Below are 18,117 nucleotides of genomic sequence, written 5' to 3' on the forward strand. Positions count from 1 at the left end.
ACCCATGTCAAACAGATTCCCCGCCGGCGCGGAATCCATGCCTCCTTAGCTCCCCCCCTCTGGCCATAAACCCTTTCTCCGGGTATTATGTATGGGAGCTTCAGGGCTTGCCCTAAACAGGCGGCAAACAGCGCAACCGAAAGAACCCGCACCGTGTGGGATGGAGAGTACCGGTATGAGACTCCGAGTGGAATGCTATAGCGGGTACAAGGTCAACGAGAGGCCGCTGGCCTTTTACATGGGGGAAAAAAGGCTCAACGTCAGGGAGTTGCTCGATCAGTGGCACGGAGAGGATCACGACTACTTCAAGCTGCGGGCCGATGACGGCAATACCTACATCCTGAAATACCAACGCTTCAGGGACTACTGGGAACTGGTATTCTTCTCCGCTCCGGACGTGCCCGGTTCCTTCTTCGTCCCTTCCTGAAAGATCTCTTCCACCTTTTGAAAGGTATCGGCCTCCCGGGCGGTCTTGTCCTGACGAAAGCGCTTCACCCGTGCAAACCTCAGGGCGAGCCCACCAGGGTAACGCGGGCTCTCTTGGACATCGTGAAAGGCGACCTCCACCACGATCTCCGGTCTCACATAGACGGTCCCCCCGTCCCGGCCCAGCTCCAGATCGAGAAGCCTTCTGGTCTGCCACCGGAGCATCTCGTCCGTGAGCCCCTTGAAGGTCTTACCCAACATCACGAACCCCTCTGCCCCGGGGTCTCTTGCCCCCAGGTGGAGGTTGCTCAACCACCCTCGCCTTCTTCCATGCCCCCACTCTGCTGCCAGTACCACAAGGTCGAGGGTATGGAAGGGTTTGATCTTAAGCCAGTTGTAGCCCCGCTGCCCCGCCGTGTACCGGGATTCGAGGGCCTTGGCCATCAGACCCTCATGGCCCGCCTCCAGGCTCCGCAAGAGGAACTCCCTCGCCTTCTTTTCATCGGCCGTGATGATTCTGGGAATCAGATGCCCCGCCGATACCACCGATGCCAGCTGTCTGATCCTCTCCCGGTACGGCACCTCAAACAGGGCCTCACCATCGAGATAGAGCAGGTCGAAGAAGTAGGGATTGAGGGGTATGGTTTTCCGCACCTCGGCCACCTCTTTCTTCCTGCCGAAACGCCGCATGGTCGCCTGGAAGGAGAGGGGCTTGCCGTCCCTCCCCAGGGCGACGACCTCTCCTTCGACTATGGCCTCCGTCGGAGCGAAGTTCCTCGCCAGGGCCACGATCTCAGGGACACTTCCGGTCACCTCCTTGAGATGACGGGTGAAGATACGGACCTCATCACCTCCCTTATGGATCTGTACCCTTGCCCCGTCGATCTTGTATTCCCAGGCAGCCTCACCCAGGCGCGCCGCCGCTTCTCTTTCATCCTCGGCTGGACTGGCCAGCATGGGCGAGATTGGTTGAAAAAGCCTCGGCCTGAAACGGGAAAGACCCGCTCCACCTTCCTCGAGCGCCGCCCGGGCGACTTCTCCTATTTCCCCGGAGAACATGAGGGCCTGGCGCAGCCGCCCGAGGGGCAGCGCCGAGGCCCGGGCAGCAGCTTCCAGGACAAGCCCTTCCAGGGCACCATGTCTGATCTCGCCCATGATCAATCCCGTCAAAAAGGCTCTCTCCCCCTCCTCGCAGCGGGAGAACAGCTCCCTGATGATCCGCAATCTCCTCTGTGCAGATCCTGCTCCCCTCTCCCCGGCAACAGCCTCGAAAAAGGCATCAACCTCGACAAGGGTGACCGGCCGGGGAGAGGGGCTCAGGCCCTCCGCTGCCTCCCGGAGCATCTTACAGCCCAAACCGAGCCGACCCTGGGGCAGCCGTCCCGAAAGATAGCTCGCCGCAAGGGCTATCTCACGGCCCCGTGCCTGGCCGAGCAAACCGGCCATAAGGGAGACCTTCGCCTTTTTCCTCTCCGTCAAACGGACCCGTTCGGAGATCTCCACGAGAGTAAGGAGCCGCATCCATGATCCCCTGGGGTGGAGAGATTACTCGAGCGGTCTCAGAATTGTTCGGCCCACCTTATCGCCTCGGGAAGTCTCTCCACCACATCAGTTGCGGTGAAACAGTATCCCTTTTCCTGCAGGACCAGATCACCCGACAGGCCCGTAACGAACACCGCGGCCAGGGAGGCCTCAAAGGGGTCATTTCCGGCAGCAAAGCCGGCGATCGCTCCAGACAGGACATCACCCGTTCCGCCTGTCGCCATTCCAGGATTCCCGGTGTAATTGAACTTCGTCCTTGTCCCGTCTGAAACAATATCGACCGGCCCTTTCAGGGTCAGGATACACCCGTAGGTCTCGGCAAAATCGGCCGCATTCTCCGGAGTGGGCTCTTTCCCCGACAGCCTCCTGAATTCGCCCCGATGAGGGGTCAGCACCACATTCCCGTGCAGGATGTCGAGATCTTCCAGAATGGCGTTCAGCCCATCAGCGTCGATGACAAACCTCTTTTCCCTCAGCTCTCGGACAAGGCCTACGACCATCCTCCTGGTTTCCTCTCTTATTCCTGAATCAGGTCCCAAGCCCAGGCCGGGGCCGAGCAGGACCGAATCGCAGCGGTACTCCTGGATCCGTCTCACGATCTCCGGCAGATGCCTCTCGCCCAAAACCTCCCCCTCCAGACAGGTGCCGATAAAATCCGGTATCCTCTCCACCACCGCCGCGCACGGCTCTGGAGAGCAATGGTAGACGAGATCGACGATCTTGGCCGCCGCCCTGCCCGCGTACTCGAGGGCGCCCCTAAAGAAAGAAGACCCCCCGATGACCATCACCCTGCCTCCCTGGCCCTTGTGTGCATCGGGCCTCCGTCCTCTGAGGACCTTAACGTCTCCTGGGCCGATTCTCTTCTCGATGTCCGAGGGTATGCCCAAGGGCAAGACCTCGGCTCCCGGAGATTTTGGGAATTCGAAACTCAGGGTCAAATCCGGTCTTATGGAGAGCTCCGAACCGTACCCGGTGGGAATATCGATACAGACCTTCTTGGCCTTGGCCCGGTTTATCTTGGCAAGGGTACTCCTATAGGGCTCCCTAGGCTCCCCGGTCAAACCCACCCCCAGCATTCCGTCCACAATGACGTCGAACCGGTCAAAATCGTATCTGGCTAGGTCCACGGAGTCTCTGATATAGATTCTCTTGAGATCCGTGTTTTCCAGGATCCGCCAGTTCTTCTTTGCTTCCTCGGTATTGATCTGCCTGGGGCTCCCGAGTAGGAAAAGAGTGACGTCGTTGCTGTTCATCAGGTGTCTGGCGACGACGAATCCGTCGCCGCCGTTGTTTCCGAGGCCGCAGAATACACCGATACTATTCCCCCTTCCATACCTCCTGGTAATCTCGTCCGCCACTCCGCGGCCGGCATTCTCCATCAAAACCGACGTCTCCAGCCCAAAATACCTCGCATTCACGTCGAGTATCTTGGTTTTCCTCGCCCCTTCTTCCAGGTCGACACCTCCCTTCGATTCCACCATCTCCTCCTCCTTTTGCTCGACCACCGGTGAGCTCCGCAGCCGACTGCTCCACCCGGCCCCTCCCTAACCGGCCATCCTCAGAACCCCTGCTCCTTGAATCCTCCCCTGCTTGAGGAGGATCAGGGCCCTGTTGGCTTCGTCCAGTCGAAATTCCTGGACTTCCGGAACAATTGGAATCTCTGCGGCCAGAGCCAGAAAAGACCGGACATCCTGCCTGGTCACGTTGGCAACGCTCTTTACCTCCTTCTCATCCCATAGAAGCTCGACATAGTCCAGGGGTGGAATGGGATTCCGTTTTCTGATAACCGCCAGCACCAACCTTCCGCCTTTGTCCAGGACCCTCAGGGCGCGAGGTACGGTCTCCCCCACAGGGGTGAAATCGATGGCACAATCTACCTTTCTCGGTGGTCTGTCCTCTGGTCCGCCTGCCCAGTCGGCTCCCAGCTTTCTGGCAAGATCCCTGTGCTGTGCCCCCCTCGTAAAGACAAACACCTCACATCCCCAGTACTTGGCTATCTGAAGGACGATATGGGCCGAAGCCCCAAACCCGAAAAGCCCGAGGGCCTGCCCCTTTTCCAGGCCGGACAGCATCAGGTCACGATACCCGATTGCGCCCGCACAGAGAAGGGGAGCGGCCTCAGAGTCGGAAAACCTTTCGGGGATAGGGTAGGCAAACTCCTCTGGAACCCTGGTATATTCGGCATACCCCCCATCGACGTCGCATCCGGTGGCCTTGAATTCCAAACAGAGGTTTTCCCTCCCTCCCCGGCAGAATCGACACTTCCCGCAGGCGGAATTTATCCAGGCGATCCCCACCCGGTCTCCCGGGCTGTATTTTCCACCCCCTGAACCTGACTTCTCCACTCTTCCGATGACCTCGTGCCCGAGGACTACCGGGAGTTTTGGCTCGATTCTCCCTTCGATCTCGTCGAGTTCGGTATGGCAGACCCCACACGCAGAAACCCTTACCAGGATCTCGCCAGGCCCGGGCTCGGGTTGGGGCAGTTCTTTCATCTTCAGGGGTTCCTTCTCAACGGGCGAAATCTCCTCAAGTACCATGGCTCTCATTCATCGCTCCTCCTCTCTTAGGCCGGGCTCACCTCTCGGGCGGCGGCTGATCTCTCAGGCCCGCCCCAAACCTCCTCCATTGTATCAGAAACACTCAGGCCTTCAAACTCACACGTGGGGACCTTCCATGGCCAAACCGGTGTTTTTCAGTGGCGGCCAGCCAAAAAATCGTAAGAATCCTTGACGAGAAACTCGGGAAGCTCCCGCCCCTTGACTCTTTTCCACAGGACAAGGTATAAGAGAGAGGCATTCGACCCTGTCTTGTGGAAGACCGAACAGATACCGTCTATGGAACCCCCACATACCGAGAGGAGGAGACGGGCAGGAGGGTGGATCATATGAGTGCTCAGGAACATCTCTTAAATGAAATTGAGGACACATGGAATGCCATTGAAAAGCATGCCTGGATCCCCTGGGTCAGTATGGCGGAGGTTGCAAGGAAACGACAGCAGCCGATAATTCGAAAAGGAGAAGGGGTCTACCTGGAGGACCTCCAAGGGAAACGGTATCTCGATGCCTCTTCCGGCCCCGTGGCGGTCAACTACGGATACGGAAATACGAAGATCGCCGCTGCTCTGAAAGACCAATTGAGCAGACTCCATTTCCTCCATTACCGGGTCGCTTTGGCCGAAGTGGTAGCCGATCTGTGCAGAAAGATAGCCCAATATACACCCGGCAATCTCAACAGGGTACATCTAAACGTGACCGGCTCTGACGCCGTTGAGGGAGCCCTTAAGATAGCAAGGGCGTACTTCGATGACACGTCGAAGAACAAGGTAATCTCGTTGTACGGGTCTTACCACGGACTCTCATACGGAACACTGAGTGTCACGGGTTTTTCTTCTTTTAAGGATCCGTTCAGATTGAACGTGGCTCCGGGCGGTATCCATGTACCCCCGCCTTACTGTTACAGGTGCCCTTACGGTCTTGCCTATCCGACCTGCGGGCTTATGTGCGCAAAGATGATCGATCGAACCATAGAGGCAGAGGGCCCGGATGTCATAGCGGCTTTTATCGGTGAGCCGATCATGGGGGTTGGAGGCGTGATAACCCCTCCGAAAGACTACTGGCCGATGGTAAGGGAGATCTGTGACAAACACGACGTTCTACTCATCATCGACGAGGTCATGTCCGGCTGGGCAAGAACGGGGAAGCTCTTTGCCTGCGAGCACTGGGATATCGAGCCCGACATGATTACGATGGCGAAGGGCCTGAGCGGCGTATACCAGAGCATCAGTGCAATAGCCGTGCATGACAGGATCTTCGAGAAACTCAGGGATAAGAAGCTCTACCACTCACACACCCAATCCTGCAGTCCGCTCGCGTGTGCAGCGGCGCTGGCAGCCATAGATCTCATAGAGAATGAAAATCTCGCCGAAAGGGCGGCAGAAAAGGGCAGATACTTGCGGGAAAGACTCGAAGAGCTCAAGGAAGATTCGCCCCTCATCGGCGATGTGAGGGGCAAGGGATTGTTCCAGGGAATAGAGCTGGTCAGTGACAGAGACCGAAAACTCAGATTCACCTCGCGCAACCCGGAACTCAGAGAGACTCTCGACAGGGCGTTCCTGGAAAGGGGGATGATCATCCGGTTGGGAGGCTATGACTCGGACACCCTCTACTTTACTCCCCCCCTGATCATCGAAAACCATGAGATAGACAGGATCTGCGAGATCACTCGCGAGGTTCTGGGGGAGATGGATCGACTGAGTTAGTCCGCATCGAGAAAATGGCCGAAAGGATCCGCACCGTCCTCGGTGACATATCTCCTGGTGAGCTGGGCATCACCCTCATGCACGAGCACCTGCTCTGCGACCTCACCTGCCTGTTTGAACCTCCTCCCCAGGTGACAGCCAGGAGGCTCGCCGGAGAGAGAGTGGACATCGAAAACCTTGGGGTCTTGCACAGAAACCCCTTTGCCATACGGGACAACCTGCTTCTGGACGATGTCGAACTTGCCGCGCAAGAGATCAAGAGATTTCGATGGGCAGGGGGCAACACGGTTGTGGAAGCGACCTGTGTCGGCATGGGGAGGGATGTGGCCGGACTGAGGAGAATAGCCGTTGAAACCGGGCTGAACATAGTAGCGGGATGTGGGTACTACGTCGATTCTTCACATCCCCCTTACCTCGAGACCAGGAGCGTAGACGAGATAACCGCCGAACTCGTCGACGAGATAGAAGGGGGAATAGAAGGCACGGGGATCAGGCCCGGGATAATCGGTGAAATCGGTACGAGCCAGCAGATTACCCCGACAGAGGAGAAGGTTCTCCGGGCCGCGGCGAGGGCTCAGGCGGAGACGGGGCTGCCCGTTTCTGTTCATCCTTACTTTCGTGACGGGAAATGGCATGCCCTGGAGATACTCGACATCCTGGAAGCAGAAGGAGCAGATCCCGGCAGGGTCATCATCTGCCACATGGATGGAAACCCGGATGTCGAATATGGAAGGTCGGTGGCAAGACGCGGTGCCTACATCGAGTACGATACCTTTGGCAAAGAGTACACTAGAACGGATAAGTCCTACGAACTTCCCAAGGACACCCAGCGGGTCAAGTCGATTCAGTATCTGGCCCAGGAAGGATTCGTGGACCGGATCCTTCTCTCCCAGGACGTCTGCTTCAAGATGGACCTCCACAGATACGGAGGCTGGGGATACGATCACATTCTGACAAATGTCCTCCCCATGTTCCATGCAGCAGGTACCGGAGACGACACGTTACATCGTATCCTCGAGGTCAACCCCGCAAAGGCCCTGAGCATCACCAAGTGACGGCGGCTGACAAGAGCGGCAAAGGAGAAATCCCCCTCGCGGGGCTACCGGTACCACTTCGTAAACTCCTCTGGCCTTTGCTTAAGGCTCCGATAGGCGTTTATTTTCGCACCCATGTCCGGGTAGCCAATGGATATGGCGATGATCAGCCTCTTTGTTTCGGGTATTTCGAGGAATTCGCGTATGGCGCGGGCATAGTCTGCCACCGAGGCCTGCAGGCAGCTTCCCAAGCCCAGCGAATGGGCCGCCAGAATCAGGTTCTCGGCAAAGAGCCCCATATCGAAGATCGACCATTCGGACAGAGCCCGGTCCGTAAATAGAAAGATCACACATGGCGCACCGTAGAACCGAAAATTCATCAACCTCAGCTCTTCCCTCTTCGCTCTGTCTTCCCTCTCCACACCGAGTACGCTGAGCCTCCTGGTACCGTGCTCCCTTGAGCGTGCCTCCAACTCCGGCGGCCAGCCCTCTGGAACGGGCAGATCAGGATTGGTCGGTGCTTTGGCCCTGGCCAGTTCGAAAAGGACTCTGCTCAGTTCCTCTTTCTTTTTTCCGCACACCACGGCGACTTCCCACGGCTGGGTATTCGTGTAAGAGGGACTGTTACTGGCAGCCGTCAGAATCCGGTGGATTGTCTCCTCGTCGATCTCTGTGGGCTTGAAAGAACGGAAAGACCTCCTCGTCTCAATCCCTTCGAGCAGTTCCATAAATCACCTCCGCTTGGCGACCATGCAAGGGCCTGTGCAACAGGTCGAAAAAGACCAGACGTTTTTGAACAGAAACGATACAGAACCAAGGTGGTGCTCTGTGGGATTCTATGCGACTTTCCACCTCCGTGCAAGCACTACGGGAAAAGGTCCTCCCCTGTCCTCGCCTATCCCCTTGCCCGCGACAGACGTCGCGCGGGGGATGTGTGGTGTGTCACCGACTCCAAAGGCCACGAAACTCCGGAAGAACCGAGATTGACTTCCCACTTCGATCTGCTAGGATAGTACGGAGTGCCTCTGTGAACGCCTGCGAATCTTCTCGCATGCCTGCTGATAGGGGACCTCTTCCATACGGGCAGCATGAGCGGTGGGATGTGGCAGCGGTTCCTGAGACGAGGGGCCTGGGGACAGGGAGCTCCACCGGAGGACCGGTTGACAAATAGGTAGAGTCTCTATCCCATGACCGGAGAAGGAGGCTATATGGACGGCAAAGAGACACGTGATCAGAATGCCTATTCGGTAGAATTCTTGCTTGCCGAGTATCAGCGCTTGATGGAATCCTTCTGGCACACGGAAGAACTCGGCGAGAGGCGGGTGAATTTCTTCGTCACTCTTACAGCTGCCGTGATAGCCGCCCTGGCTGCCACCAGGGACCAGGGAATCTCCCTCTCCCAGGGTAGAGTGGATCCCATATTTTTCTACGGGCTTGGAGCACTTCTTCTGTTTGGTCTTGTCACCCTTGTACGGATTATCCGCAGGAACCTCGAGAGCCACAGGTACCTGCGGGCCACAGGCAGAATCCGCAGGTACTTTACCGAGACCGACCAGGGGATAGGATCCCATCTCTATTTTGAACCCCGGGATGACAGGCCCGTACGGAAAAAGGAATGGAGAGAGATCGCTTTTCTCGGGACCGGCGGGCTGGTGGAGACCATCGCCCTTGTGAACTGTCTAATCGCAGCCGCTCTCTGGGGCCTGGCAACCATCCGTTCCCAATGGGGGGGAATCTGGATCTGGGCCCTAGTTGGTTTCATCCTGGCCTGGGTCGTCCAATTCCTGTATGTGAAGTGGCGCTATGAAAGGGGAAGACCAGCGGATGAAGAGATCAAGTTCCGAGGAGTCTGAGGCGACCTTTATCATACGGTCTGAGAGTCCCGAGGCAGTGGCCCAACAGATCGCCCGTCTCACCTCGATTGGTGGTTACCGCCTGGTGGTGCGGAAGTCCCAGGAGATTCACGACCTCTACCTCGACACACCGGGGCGAATGCTTGAGGCCAGAGATTTGGCCCTCAGGATCAGGGAGATAGGGGGAGCCCACTGGCTTGCCCTGAAGGGGCGGTCCCGACCCAGCCAGTGGGGCGGTGTAACCCGCCTCGAAATCGAAGGATTGTGGTGTGAGAAGAGCTTGGCCAGGATCACCGGAGAACTGACGGACAGGGGAATCAGGCTGCCGAGGAGTCGCCTGGGATACGACCCTCTCCACCCCCTCGATTCCATGAGAGGTCTTGGGTTCCGAGTCATTCAGGACCGGGAAACCCGAAGGCAGCTGAGAGATGTCATCCCCGCGGGCAACGAAAGAAGCGGGAGGATTGCCGAACTCGCCATCGACTCCGTGGCCTATCATTTCGGTGACAGGGTAGTCCGCCATCACGAGGTGGAGCTCGAAGCGAAGAGGGAGAACGCCCTCACACCTCTGGAGACCGTCATGGAAGAGCTGACCCGGAGATACTCGGGGAAACTCCAGAGATGGGATTACGGCAAGCTGGCAACGGGCAAGGCCATCGGAGCCCTTTTGGACAGGAGGGAACTCGAAGGATTGCTCGACGCCCGGGGCCACCTGAAGCCCCCTGCTTATGACAGGATAGCGGCCCTCCTCCAGGATCGGTTTGACTCTTTCCATTTTTCTGCTTAGAATTGATATCAGCAAGCCGCAAAGGGGCACGCAGTGAGCGAATCCAGGGAGGGTATCTTTTACTTTCTCCTCGACAGCCTGGGGGAAGGGGTTATCTTCTTCGATTGCGACGACAGGGTCGAGTGGACCAACGGGACGTTTCAGAGAATGCGGGGGAGGATCGAGGCAGGGGATCTGGTGGGGCGCTCCATCTTCGACTGCCACCCTTCAAGGGATCACGAGGCGGTCTCACGGATCCTCGATGACCTCAAGACAGGACGGGAGACCACCCGGTATCATCGGGCCAGGCGTTCCGGCATCGTTGGTGCCGAAAGGGATTCCTATTATGATATCTTCTATACAGCCGTCAGGAACCGTTCGGGCGACTACCTGGGCACGGCAATGATCATAAGGGACGTGGGGGAGATACGGAATCTCGAAGCTCAGGTGGCGCGGTCTGAACAGAGGTACAAAGACCTGATCGAAAACATCGACTCAGGGATCTTCTCCCTCGACGGGAAGGGAAGAATCACATACGCAAACAACGGCCTGCTGAAGATGCTCGGTTACCGTCTGAACGAAACGATCAACCGGCACTGGACCGAGCTTTTCAGTCCGGAAAGGAGGGATGAGGCCGCGCATATCTTGGATCGTGTCTCCTCCGAAGGCAAGGGGACGGTTTTCGAAACCCGTCTGCTGAACCAGGAAGGGGACCTGATCGACGCTCTGATCAACCTCTCCGTTCTCAAGATCGATCCCGAGGAATCATGCATGGTTCGGGGAATCGTGACCGATATTACCGCCCGGAAGGAGTTGGAAAGACGGGCCATGGAAAGGGAGCGGTTCGAAGGGGTGATCGAGATGGCAGGGGCGGCGTGTCATCACCTCAACCAGCCCCTTGTCAATATCCTCATGAGGGTCCAGATGCTCCTGAAGGAGATGGACACGGAGGACCCCCACTACCGCAACGTGAAGATACTCGAGGCAGAGGCCCTCAGGATGGGGAACATTACCCGGAAGATTCAGAATATCACGAGCTACGAGACCGAACCTTATGTGGAGGGCCGCTCCAGGATTATCGATCTCGAGAGGGCTTCGGGGAAGAAGCAGTAACGACGCCGGAAGATCCGATGGATCTGGAAAGAGAGATAGGTGAGATCAAGAGAACCCTGAAGGCTCTGGACGAGAAGGTTGGAGAGATCACCCGGTCCGTAAGGGCGTATTGCGACTATGTTACGGAGAGACGGGTCACCGAATGGTTTGAGCGGTACGAGGAGCTGACGGGAAGACGATTGTCGGGTTTGGAAAGACGGATCCAGACCCTGGAAGACCGGCTGGGAGGAGAGAAGCGACCATGAAGAGAGTCCTTTACGCCATCGCCCTATTTGCGGGTGTGGCGCTTGCCCCTGCGGCGCGTGCGGAGGTATGGCACGCAACGCAGCAGTGGACCATGGAGGAAGAGCTGAGATATGGAGCCTGGATCTCCGAATATGTGGACGAGAACTTCTTTATCAACCATAGGATACCCGTCGACTGCGCCGATGTTCCCTACGGACTCCGCTGGATCTATTCCCGAATAAGGAGGTTGCCTGCTGCTGCCACCGGGAAGTACGGGAGGTTTATCGGAAACTGGTCGAGCGACTGGGACAGGCTCCCCTCCCACTCGAGATGGGACAAAGACCCCCGCTTCCGAGCCGCTCTGGCCGCGGTTCTGTCACTCACCACAACGGAGTCGATCCCCAATGACACCTATCCCATCCGGGTGGTTCCTGCCTACGTGACTCCGGGCACGGTCTTCCTATCCACGGAAGCTCATACAGGCGTCATTGCCCGGGTGGTCCTTGACGGCAGCACGATTCACCCCCTTCAAACCTGGGAGGCATCGCTCCCGGTGAAGATTCAGAAACTGAAACTGAGAGACTTTCTGATGCACAGTCCCAATGCGGCCAACCAGTCGGGCCTGCTCAAGTTCCGTTGGCTGGAAAAGGTGGACGGCAGTTGGCGGTACCTTGAGAGGCAGAAGCAGCCCGCCTATTCCGAGGAACAGTACCGCCCGGACTTTTTCCGTGACACCCCCATCTACGTCGATGCCGTGGCCCGGCGGATCGATCCGCGGCAGCACGACCCGGAGCAGAAGGCCGAGCGGGTCATAGACTATATCGTCAAGATGCTCGACGAGCGGGTCCGGATCGTCCTGAGCGGCTACGGTTACTGTTCCCAGAAACCCTGCCCGGAAGGATCCGACATGTGGGAGACCTACAGCACGCCCCTCAGAGACCGAAAGATCCGCCTTCTCTTCTCGTATTTCGATACCATCGTGAAGCAGAACCACCTCGATCCAAAGCCCTTTCTGGCCCGCATGGAGGCCACCACGTTCGACATCGGGAACAACAAGACCATCGATCTGCTCCAGATATACAGAAACAGGCAATGGCTCTCCTACGACCCTGACGACCCGGTCGAGATGCGCTGGGGGCTCCGGAAATGCGAGATGATCCGGGCCAGGCTGGCCACTCTCCAGCGGGCCATGCGGTTCGTTGAGAAGACATACGGGGACAACGATCCGGGGTATGCCGACAGGATCATCGCCCGTTACCGGAGAGAAGCGGAAAGGCTCAGGGAGGAACAAGCAGCATCAGGGTGTGAGCCCGCCGTGATGGGACTCAGGTGAGTCCGTCTCTGTCCGTATCCCCTTGCTCTATTCTGCTTAGCCCCTGCCCTACCGGCGGGCTACATCGAAAACGGCCGAACTGAACTGGGTGCGTTTGAGGAGTCGCCTCCACTCCCGGTCTACATTCGACTGGATCTCGTCGATCTGTTCCTCCGTCAGGTGGCTGAAGCGGCCCTGAGCTTTCAGATACTCCCTCACGGGAATAGCGTCCGGATGGACGTTCACGGTGTATCGCTCGCCGTCCTCGATCTCCAAGAGGGGAAACACCCTGGCCCTCACGGCCAGCCGCGACACATGGACCACTTTTTCAGAGGGAATCCGCCACCCAGGGGGGCAGGGGGAGAGGAGATGTATGAATTTGGTTCCGTAGATACTCTTGGCCTTTCTTATCTTCCGGATCATGTCCTCGGGGTAGGCTATGGTGACGCTGGCAACATACGGAATCCGGTGATCTGCCATGATCTCGAGCATATTCTTCTTGGGACGCTCCTTGGGATTCCCGGCCGGTGTGGTGGTGGTCCAGGCCAGATAGGGCGTAGCCGAGCTCCGCTGAATGCCGGTATTCATATACGCCTCGTTGTCATTGCAGATGTAAATGAAATTGTCGTTCCGCTCGGCTGCACCTGAGAGGGATTGAATACCGATGTCGAAGGTCCCTCCGTCCCCCGCCCAGGTGACAACGGTCGTCTCCTCATCGCCCAGAATATCCAGGGCTGCCACGATTCCGGCTGCCGCAGCCCCCCCTGTCTCGAACGCCGTGTTGTAGATGGGCACATCAATGGCCGAATGGGGAAAGGCCCCCGGGACAATCGACCAGCAGCAGGCGGGAATCACGAGGATGGTCTTCTTGCCCAGGGCCTTGAGGGCCAGGCGCATACCCACTGCAGCACCACACCCGGGACAGGCCAGGTGTCCCGGGCCCAGGAGTTCCACGGCAGGAATCTGATAGTGTCGCATTGTCCTCCTCCCACGGCCCCCCAACAGGCAATGGAGGGTCCCGGCCTCAGCGTTTCAAACCCACCCAGATGATATCACCCTCCGGGCGGTCTTTCTCCCGTGTATAGCGGATCATTTCCCGTATCATGCCGGGAGTCACGTCCCTCCCGCCAAGGCCTGTAACAAAACCGAAGATCTCGGGTCTCTCCTTTTCACGACAGAGGGCCGAACGAATCTCACCGGCAAAGAAACCGCTGTGACCGAATGAGAGACCTCGATCCAGGACGGCGACCTTGGGGACGCCCCCCAAAACCTCCCGAATCTGCTCGACCGGAAAGGGCCTGAACATCTTCATCTTGAGCAGACCGACAGGAGGTCCCTCGCGGCAGAGTTCATCGGTGACAAAGCGCGATGTACCGGTCACCGCTCCCGATGTAACCAGGACCGTATCGGCTCCGTCCCAGTTATACTTCTCTATCATTCCGTAACCTCTACCCACCAACCGTTCGTACCGCTCATCGGCGTCCCTCACCACTTCCTTGGCCTGATCCATGGCCTCCTGCATCTTGTGGCGAAACTCCATGTAGTAGTCCGGGGTGGCGATGGGATTGAAGGACTGATGCTGGCGACCGGTCAACGTGAATCGGCCGTGAAAGGGGGGAAGAAACTCATCGATACGTTCAGCCTCGGGAATCTCGGTGGCCTCGGCGGTGTGGGAGAGGACAAAGGCATCGAGGACCACCATGACCGGAAGCCTCACGGTCTCTGCGATCCGGTAGGCCTGAGGGATCGTGTCCACAACTTCCTGGTTGTTCTCACAGTAAAGCTGGATCCATCCCGTATCCCGCTGGGACAGGCTGTCGGTCTGATCGTTCCAGATGTTCCACGGTGGACCCATCGCCCGGTTCACATTGACCATGACCACGGGGAGCCTTGCCCCTGCCGCCCAATGGAGCATCTCGTGCATCAGAGCCAATCCGTGGGAGGATGTGGCCGTAAAGGACCTGGCGCCGGCCGTGCATGATGCCAAGACGCTCGCCATGGCCGAATGTTCGGACTCCACCTTGATGAACCGTGCTTTCAGCCTCCCATCCGCACACATCTGAGAGAGCTCCTCGACTATCGTCGTCTGGGGTGTAATGGGATAGGCCGCGATCATTTGAACCCGGGAAAGGGCCACTCCGTATGCCACCGCCTCGTTGCCCGTGATGACCTTCTTCATTTCTCCTCCTCCACCATGGAGAGGGCAGCCCTGGGGCATTCGCTGAAGCAGATCCCACAGCCTTTGCAGTGGTCGTAGTCGATGGCATGCTCGAGGGTTCTCGCACTTCTCAAGACAGAGACATCGGGGCAGAAGACATAGCAGTTTTCACAATCATTACACGTGCCGCATTTGAAACACCGCTCCGCTTCATACCTGGCCTCCTCTCGGGTAAACCCGCGGTTGACCTCGTTGAAGTCGCTGGTCCTTTCCGGAGCCGGTATACGCTCTCTTTCGGTCCGCCCCATGGAGCGGAAGTACGCGGTATTGAGCTCTTCAAAAGAAACCACGTGGCGGCTCGGGCCAATGCAGCCCGGATCCATGTATCTCCTCATGGAGACGGTTCCTGTCTCACCAATCCGGACTGTTTCAAGAAGGCGAGCAGGATCATGTCCCCTGAGAAAAGCGTCAATGGCGATGGCTCCCCTCTTTCCCGATCCTATGGCATGAGCCACGGTTCGAACAGGGGAGACGAGGTCCCCTCCGAGGAAGATCCCACCCGACTCCCACCCGGAGGTCTCTGTCAAGATCAGAGCCCGCCCGTCCAGTTCGGCTTCACCGGGCAGGAGAGCCGTGTCAGGGGACTCTCCGATGGCAACGACGATCCCGTCCGCCTCAACGGTGAAGTTGGAACCCTCAATGGCAAGGGGTCGCCTTCGACCGCTCCCGTCCACATCCCCCAGCCGCATCCTCACACATTCCACCCCTGCAACCCTTCCCCTCTCCCTGAGAATCCGCACAGGCTGGGCCAGGAACTCGATATCGATGCCTTCTTCCAGGGCTTCCACGATCTCTTCCTCAAAGGCCGGCATCTCCTCCCTGCTCCTCCGATAGAGGATCAGAGGGTGCGACCCCAGCCGCTTTGCCGAGCGGGCTGCATCCAGGGCCGTGTTTCCACCGCCTATGACAGCCACCTTTCGTCCAGGCGAGGTCCTGCGGCCCATCCTGATCTCCCTGAGAAAGCTGAGCCCAGGTATGACCCCTCTCCCCTCTTCTCCGGGTATGCCGAGCTTCCGGCTCACCCCCGCCCCGGTGGCGACGAAGATCGCCTGATAGGCTTTCCCCTCTTTGTCAAAAAAATGTCGATCAGCCCGGGTGCCTGTCCGGATCTTGACGCCAAGCGCCTCTATGTCAGCGATCTCTCTGTTCAGTGTCTCAACAGGGAGACGGTACTCCGGAATTCCGAATCTCAAGATCCCCCCGGGAAGAGGGAGAGTCTCGAATACCTCCGGGCGATATCCCAACAGCGCCAGATGATAGGCACAACTGAGCCCTGCGGGACCGGAACCGATCACGGCCACCCTGTCCGAGCGCTTCCCCAGGCGGTCCGGATTCCTCAATCTGACCCGCCTTGTCGCGTCGGCGACATATCGCTCAAGAGCGTTGATGGAGACGGGTTGATCGTAATGACCCCGGTTGCACTGAGCCTCACATGGATGAGGGCAGACCCTCCCACACACACCTGGGAAGGGGTTCTCCTTCTTGATTTCCAGCCAGCTCTCCCTGACTTTTCCCGATTCCACCAGCATCAGGAATCGGACGACATCGACTCCGGCAGGACAGGCCGCACCACAGGGCGGGGTCTTGTCCTCATAGACGGGCCTCATGTACCGCCAGCTGCCGGTCTTGCTCCACCTCATGTCTCCCAGGGAGATGGGGACCTCGGGCATGTGGGATTCCCTCTCGTATTCTATCTTCGCCATAGAAGCTCCCTCCTGAAAGGAGGACCGGGAACAGGTAAGAGCCGGACCACCGAGACTCAAGAGCCGCCTCAGCCGGAAAGGATCGCCTTCTCGTAAGCCTCAAAGGCAGCTCTGGTATTCGACTCTTTCCTTGCAGGGGCTGCTTCTTCGATAGACCGGATAACCGCCTCAATGCCCACCAGGGCTGTTACTCTGGAGAAGGCGCCGAGGATGGCTGTGTTGACGATGGGCTCGGTCCTTGACCCCAGGTCGTTTTCCACGGCGATTCTCGATGCATCGACCGTTGCAACCCGAAAAGACGGGAAGTTTTTGAAATCCTCTGGCCTCCGGTCGGAGTTGAGTATGATCCATCCTTCGGCCTTCAACCCGCTCGTCACATCGACGACTTCGATGAGGGTCGGATCGAGAACGACGATGTGATCCGGGTTGTACACGCGGGTCCGCAACTGGATGGGAGAGTCGTCGATTCTCAGAAACGCCATGACAGGGGCACCCCGCCTTTCCACCCCGAATGCCGGGAAGGACTGCACGAACCTTCCCTCTTTGAAGAAAGCCGAAGCCAGCAGTTTGGACGCCACCACAGCCCCCTGCCCACCGCGACCGTGAAATCGGATCTCTATCACCGCTTCTCCTCTTGAAATTCCAGTCGCCCCCTCGACCCCCCTCGAGGGCCAAAGGACTCCATCCCCTCTCCCGGTTCCCTGGGAGCCGGGGATTGGTAGAAGCGAACCCCCTCCGTCCACACGGTTCTCTCCGGATCGGGAGGCTTCCTCGCAGAACTCCGCACAACCACGACCCCCCTGTCACTGTCCGGGTCCTGGAAAAAGAAGGCGAACCCCTGGTCCGAGGCACTCGGTATTCTCAAATGGGTGGAAAAAAGGCGGACAACGAGCCGTTTTTCGGTTTGTGAAAGGAAGGACTTCTGAAGGCTTACGGCCCTGGAAAACCCCCCACAGGTGAGAGCCTTTCCCCTTTGGAGTGGCCGGATCTTCTCTCCGATATCCAGGCCCTCGACGCCGTTATCGGTAGAGATTTCAAGGCAATCTCTCACCTTGGCCTCCGGCAGCCTCCCTAAGCCGGGAGTCTGCCCTTCTGGGCAAAGGCCTCAAAGGCGATTCTACCTGACCAGATGTGTTTTTGATTCTATCAAACCCCCCGAATCTAATCAAGGGGCGATCCGAGGGCGTTTCCTGAACTCTTGGAAACCCCTTGTCCTCGAGCGAAATTGCAGACAGAGAGCCCGGATCCTCTTCTGGATCTCCTCTATCTTTCGGCCTTCTTCTCAATCGGCTTTTGCACCTTGTATCCCTTGTCCCTCATGAGATACCCCGCAGTGGCTCCGGCACCTGCTGCTGCAACGTACCAGCATCCGGAAAGGGTGGGGGCCATCAAGGCCAGCAAGAGGTAGAGAACCGATCTTCTTATCTTCATGGACTCCTCCTGAAGCGTGGTATTCCTCCTTTCTATCGGCCGGGGAGGGGGAGAACTTTAGAGGCCTTCCTCTCGGAATCGAAAGGCTCCGGTTCGGGCGAGTGAAGGCCCGGTTCGATTGAGAAAATTGTTTTCATTCCGTGGAATTTCCCAGAAGACTATATATTCTTTCTCCGTTTTGTATTATAATTCATGGATAAGTGAAATGAAGTCTTCCCGACTGGGCTAATTTT

18 protein-coding genes are annotated in these 18,117 nt (G+C 57.9%); 8 read left to right on the forward strand and 10 right to left on the reverse strand.

Annotated elements, in window-relative coordinates:
- Positions 1-175: 175 nt before the first annotated feature.
- Positions 176-427, forward strand: a complete 252-nt coding sequence (locus JRJ26_04120; GenBank protein ID MBW2056665.1) for a hypothetical protein — start codon at positions 176-178, stop codon at positions 425-427.
- On the opposite strand, the gene JRJ26_04125 is transcribed toward JRJ26_04120, so the two are convergent.
- From JRJ26_04125 to JRJ26_04135, 3 genes are all read right to left on the reverse strand, one after another.
- On the reverse strand, positions 364-1,947 hold the full coding sequence (locus tag JRJ26_04125; protein MBW2056666.1) for an ATP-dependent DNA ligase: 1,584 nt from the start codon (positions 1,945-1,947) through the stop codon (positions 364-366). The two genes, JRJ26_04120 and JRJ26_04125, sit on opposite strands and share 64 nt — an antisense overlap.
- 38 nt (positions 1,948-1,985) lie before the next feature.
- Complete coding sequence (locus JRJ26_04130) at positions 1,986-3,449, reverse strand: NAD(P)H-hydrate dehydratase (GenBank protein ID MBW2056667.1); 1,464 nt, start codon at positions 3,447-3,449, stop codon at positions 1,986-1,988.
- A gap of 63 nt (positions 3,450-3,512) precedes the next feature.
- Complete coding sequence (locus tag JRJ26_04135; GenBank protein MBW2056668.1) at positions 3,513-4,517, reverse strand: zinc-dependent alcohol dehydrogenase family protein; 1,005 nt, start codon at positions 4,515-4,517, stop codon at positions 3,513-3,515.
- A 338-nt stretch (positions 4,518-4,855) separates the two neighbouring features.
- On the opposite strand from JRJ26_04135, the gene JRJ26_04140 reads away from it, so the two are divergent.
- Both JRJ26_04140 and JRJ26_04145 read left to right on the forward strand, forming a co-directional pair.
- On the forward strand, positions 4,856-6,229 hold the full coding sequence (locus JRJ26_04140; GenBank protein MBW2056669.1) for an aspartate aminotransferase family protein: 1,374 nt from the start codon (positions 4,856-4,858) through the stop codon (positions 6,227-6,229).
- A 14-nt stretch (positions 6,230-6,243) separates the two neighbouring features.
- The gene (locus JRJ26_04145) at positions 6,244-7,284 is read left to right on the forward strand and encodes a phosphotriesterase-related protein (protein MBW2056670.1); all 1,041 of its coding nucleotides are present in this window, start codon (positions 6,244-6,246) and stop codon (positions 7,282-7,284) included.
- Between the two features lie 44 nt (positions 7,285-7,328).
- Here JRJ26_04145 and JRJ26_04150 read toward each other — a convergent pair whose 3' ends face one another.
- Positions 7,329-7,991 (reverse strand): nitroreductase, encoded by a 663-nt coding sequence (locus JRJ26_04150; protein MBW2056671.1) that lies wholly within the window; start codon positions 7,989-7,991, stop codon positions 7,329-7,331.
- A gap of 480 nt (positions 7,992-8,471) precedes the next feature.
- On the opposite strand from JRJ26_04150, the gene JRJ26_04155 reads away from it, so the two are divergent.
- The 5 genes from JRJ26_04155 to JRJ26_04175 are packed head-to-tail and all read left to right on the forward strand — an operon-like array spanning position 8,472 to position 12,553.
- Positions 8,472-9,116 (forward strand): hypothetical protein, encoded by a 645-nt coding sequence (locus tag JRJ26_04155; protein MBW2056672.1) that lies wholly within the window; start codon positions 8,472-8,474, stop codon positions 9,114-9,116.
- A complete protein-coding gene (locus JRJ26_04160) occupies positions 9,088-9,903 on the forward strand; it encodes a CYTH domain-containing protein (protein MBW2056673.1) in 816 nt (271 codons plus the stop codon). Before JRJ26_04155 ends, JRJ26_04160 begins: the two co-directional genes overlap by 29 nt.
- 33 nt (positions 9,904-9,936) lie before the next feature.
- Positions 9,937-10,995, forward strand: a complete 1,059-nt coding sequence (locus tag JRJ26_04165) for a PAS domain S-box protein (GenBank protein ID MBW2056674.1) — start codon at positions 9,937-9,939, stop codon at positions 10,993-10,995.
- A gap of 17 nt (positions 10,996-11,012) precedes the next feature.
- The gene (locus JRJ26_04170; GenBank protein MBW2056675.1) at positions 11,013-11,240 is read left to right on the forward strand and encodes a hypothetical protein; all 228 of its coding nucleotides are present in this window, start codon (positions 11,013-11,015) and stop codon (positions 11,238-11,240) included.
- Positions 11,237-12,553: a hypothetical protein gene (locus tag JRJ26_04175; GenBank protein ID MBW2056676.1), complete on the forward strand. Its 1,317-nt coding sequence runs from the start codon at positions 11,237-11,239 to the stop codon at positions 12,551-12,553. The genes JRJ26_04170 and JRJ26_04175 overlap by 4 nt, the downstream gene beginning before the upstream one ends.
- 48 nt (positions 12,554-12,601) lie before the next feature.
- On the opposite strand, the gene JRJ26_04180 is transcribed toward JRJ26_04175, so the two are convergent.
- The 6 genes from JRJ26_04180 to JRJ26_04205 all read right to left on the reverse strand — a co-directional run bounded on the left by JRJ26_04180 (position 12,602) and on the right by JRJ26_04205 (position 17,884).
- Positions 12,602-13,510, reverse strand: coding sequence for a 3-methyl-2-oxobutanoate dehydrogenase subunit beta (locus JRJ26_04180; GenBank protein MBW2056677.1), 909 nt, complete (start codon positions 13,508-13,510; stop codon positions 12,602-12,604).
- A 46-nt stretch (positions 13,511-13,556) separates the two neighbouring features.
- Positions 13,557-14,711, reverse strand: coding sequence for a pyruvate ferredoxin oxidoreductase (porA, locus tag JRJ26_04185; protein MBW2056678.1), 1,155 nt, complete (start codon positions 14,709-14,711; stop codon positions 13,557-13,559).
- The gene (locus JRJ26_04190; protein MBW2056679.1) at positions 14,708-16,453 is read right to left on the reverse strand and encodes an FAD-dependent oxidoreductase; all 1,746 of its coding nucleotides are present in this window, start codon (positions 16,451-16,453) and stop codon (positions 14,708-14,710) included. The genes porA and JRJ26_04190 overlap by 4 nt, the downstream gene beginning before the upstream one ends.
- Positions 16,454-16,521: 68 nt before the next feature.
- Complete coding sequence (locus tag JRJ26_04195; protein ID MBW2056680.1) at positions 16,522-17,076, reverse strand: 2-oxoacid:acceptor oxidoreductase family protein; 555 nt, start codon at positions 17,074-17,076, stop codon at positions 16,522-16,524.
- A complete protein-coding gene (locus JRJ26_04200) occupies positions 17,073-17,504 on the reverse strand; it encodes a hypothetical protein (GenBank protein MBW2056681.1) in 432 nt (143 codons plus the stop codon). The genes JRJ26_04195 and JRJ26_04200 overlap by 4 nt, the downstream gene beginning before the upstream one ends.
- Before the next feature lie 212 nt (positions 17,505-17,716).
- Positions 17,717-17,884, reverse strand: coding sequence for a hypothetical protein (locus JRJ26_04205; GenBank protein ID MBW2056682.1), 168 nt, complete (start codon positions 17,882-17,884; stop codon positions 17,717-17,719).
- Between the last annotated feature and the right edge of the window lie 233 nt (positions 17,885-18,117).

This window comes from Deltaproteobacteria bacterium (assembly GCA_019308905.1).
Taxonomy (GTDB): Bacteria; Desulfobacterota; BSN033; order WVXP01; family WVXP01; genus JAFDHF01.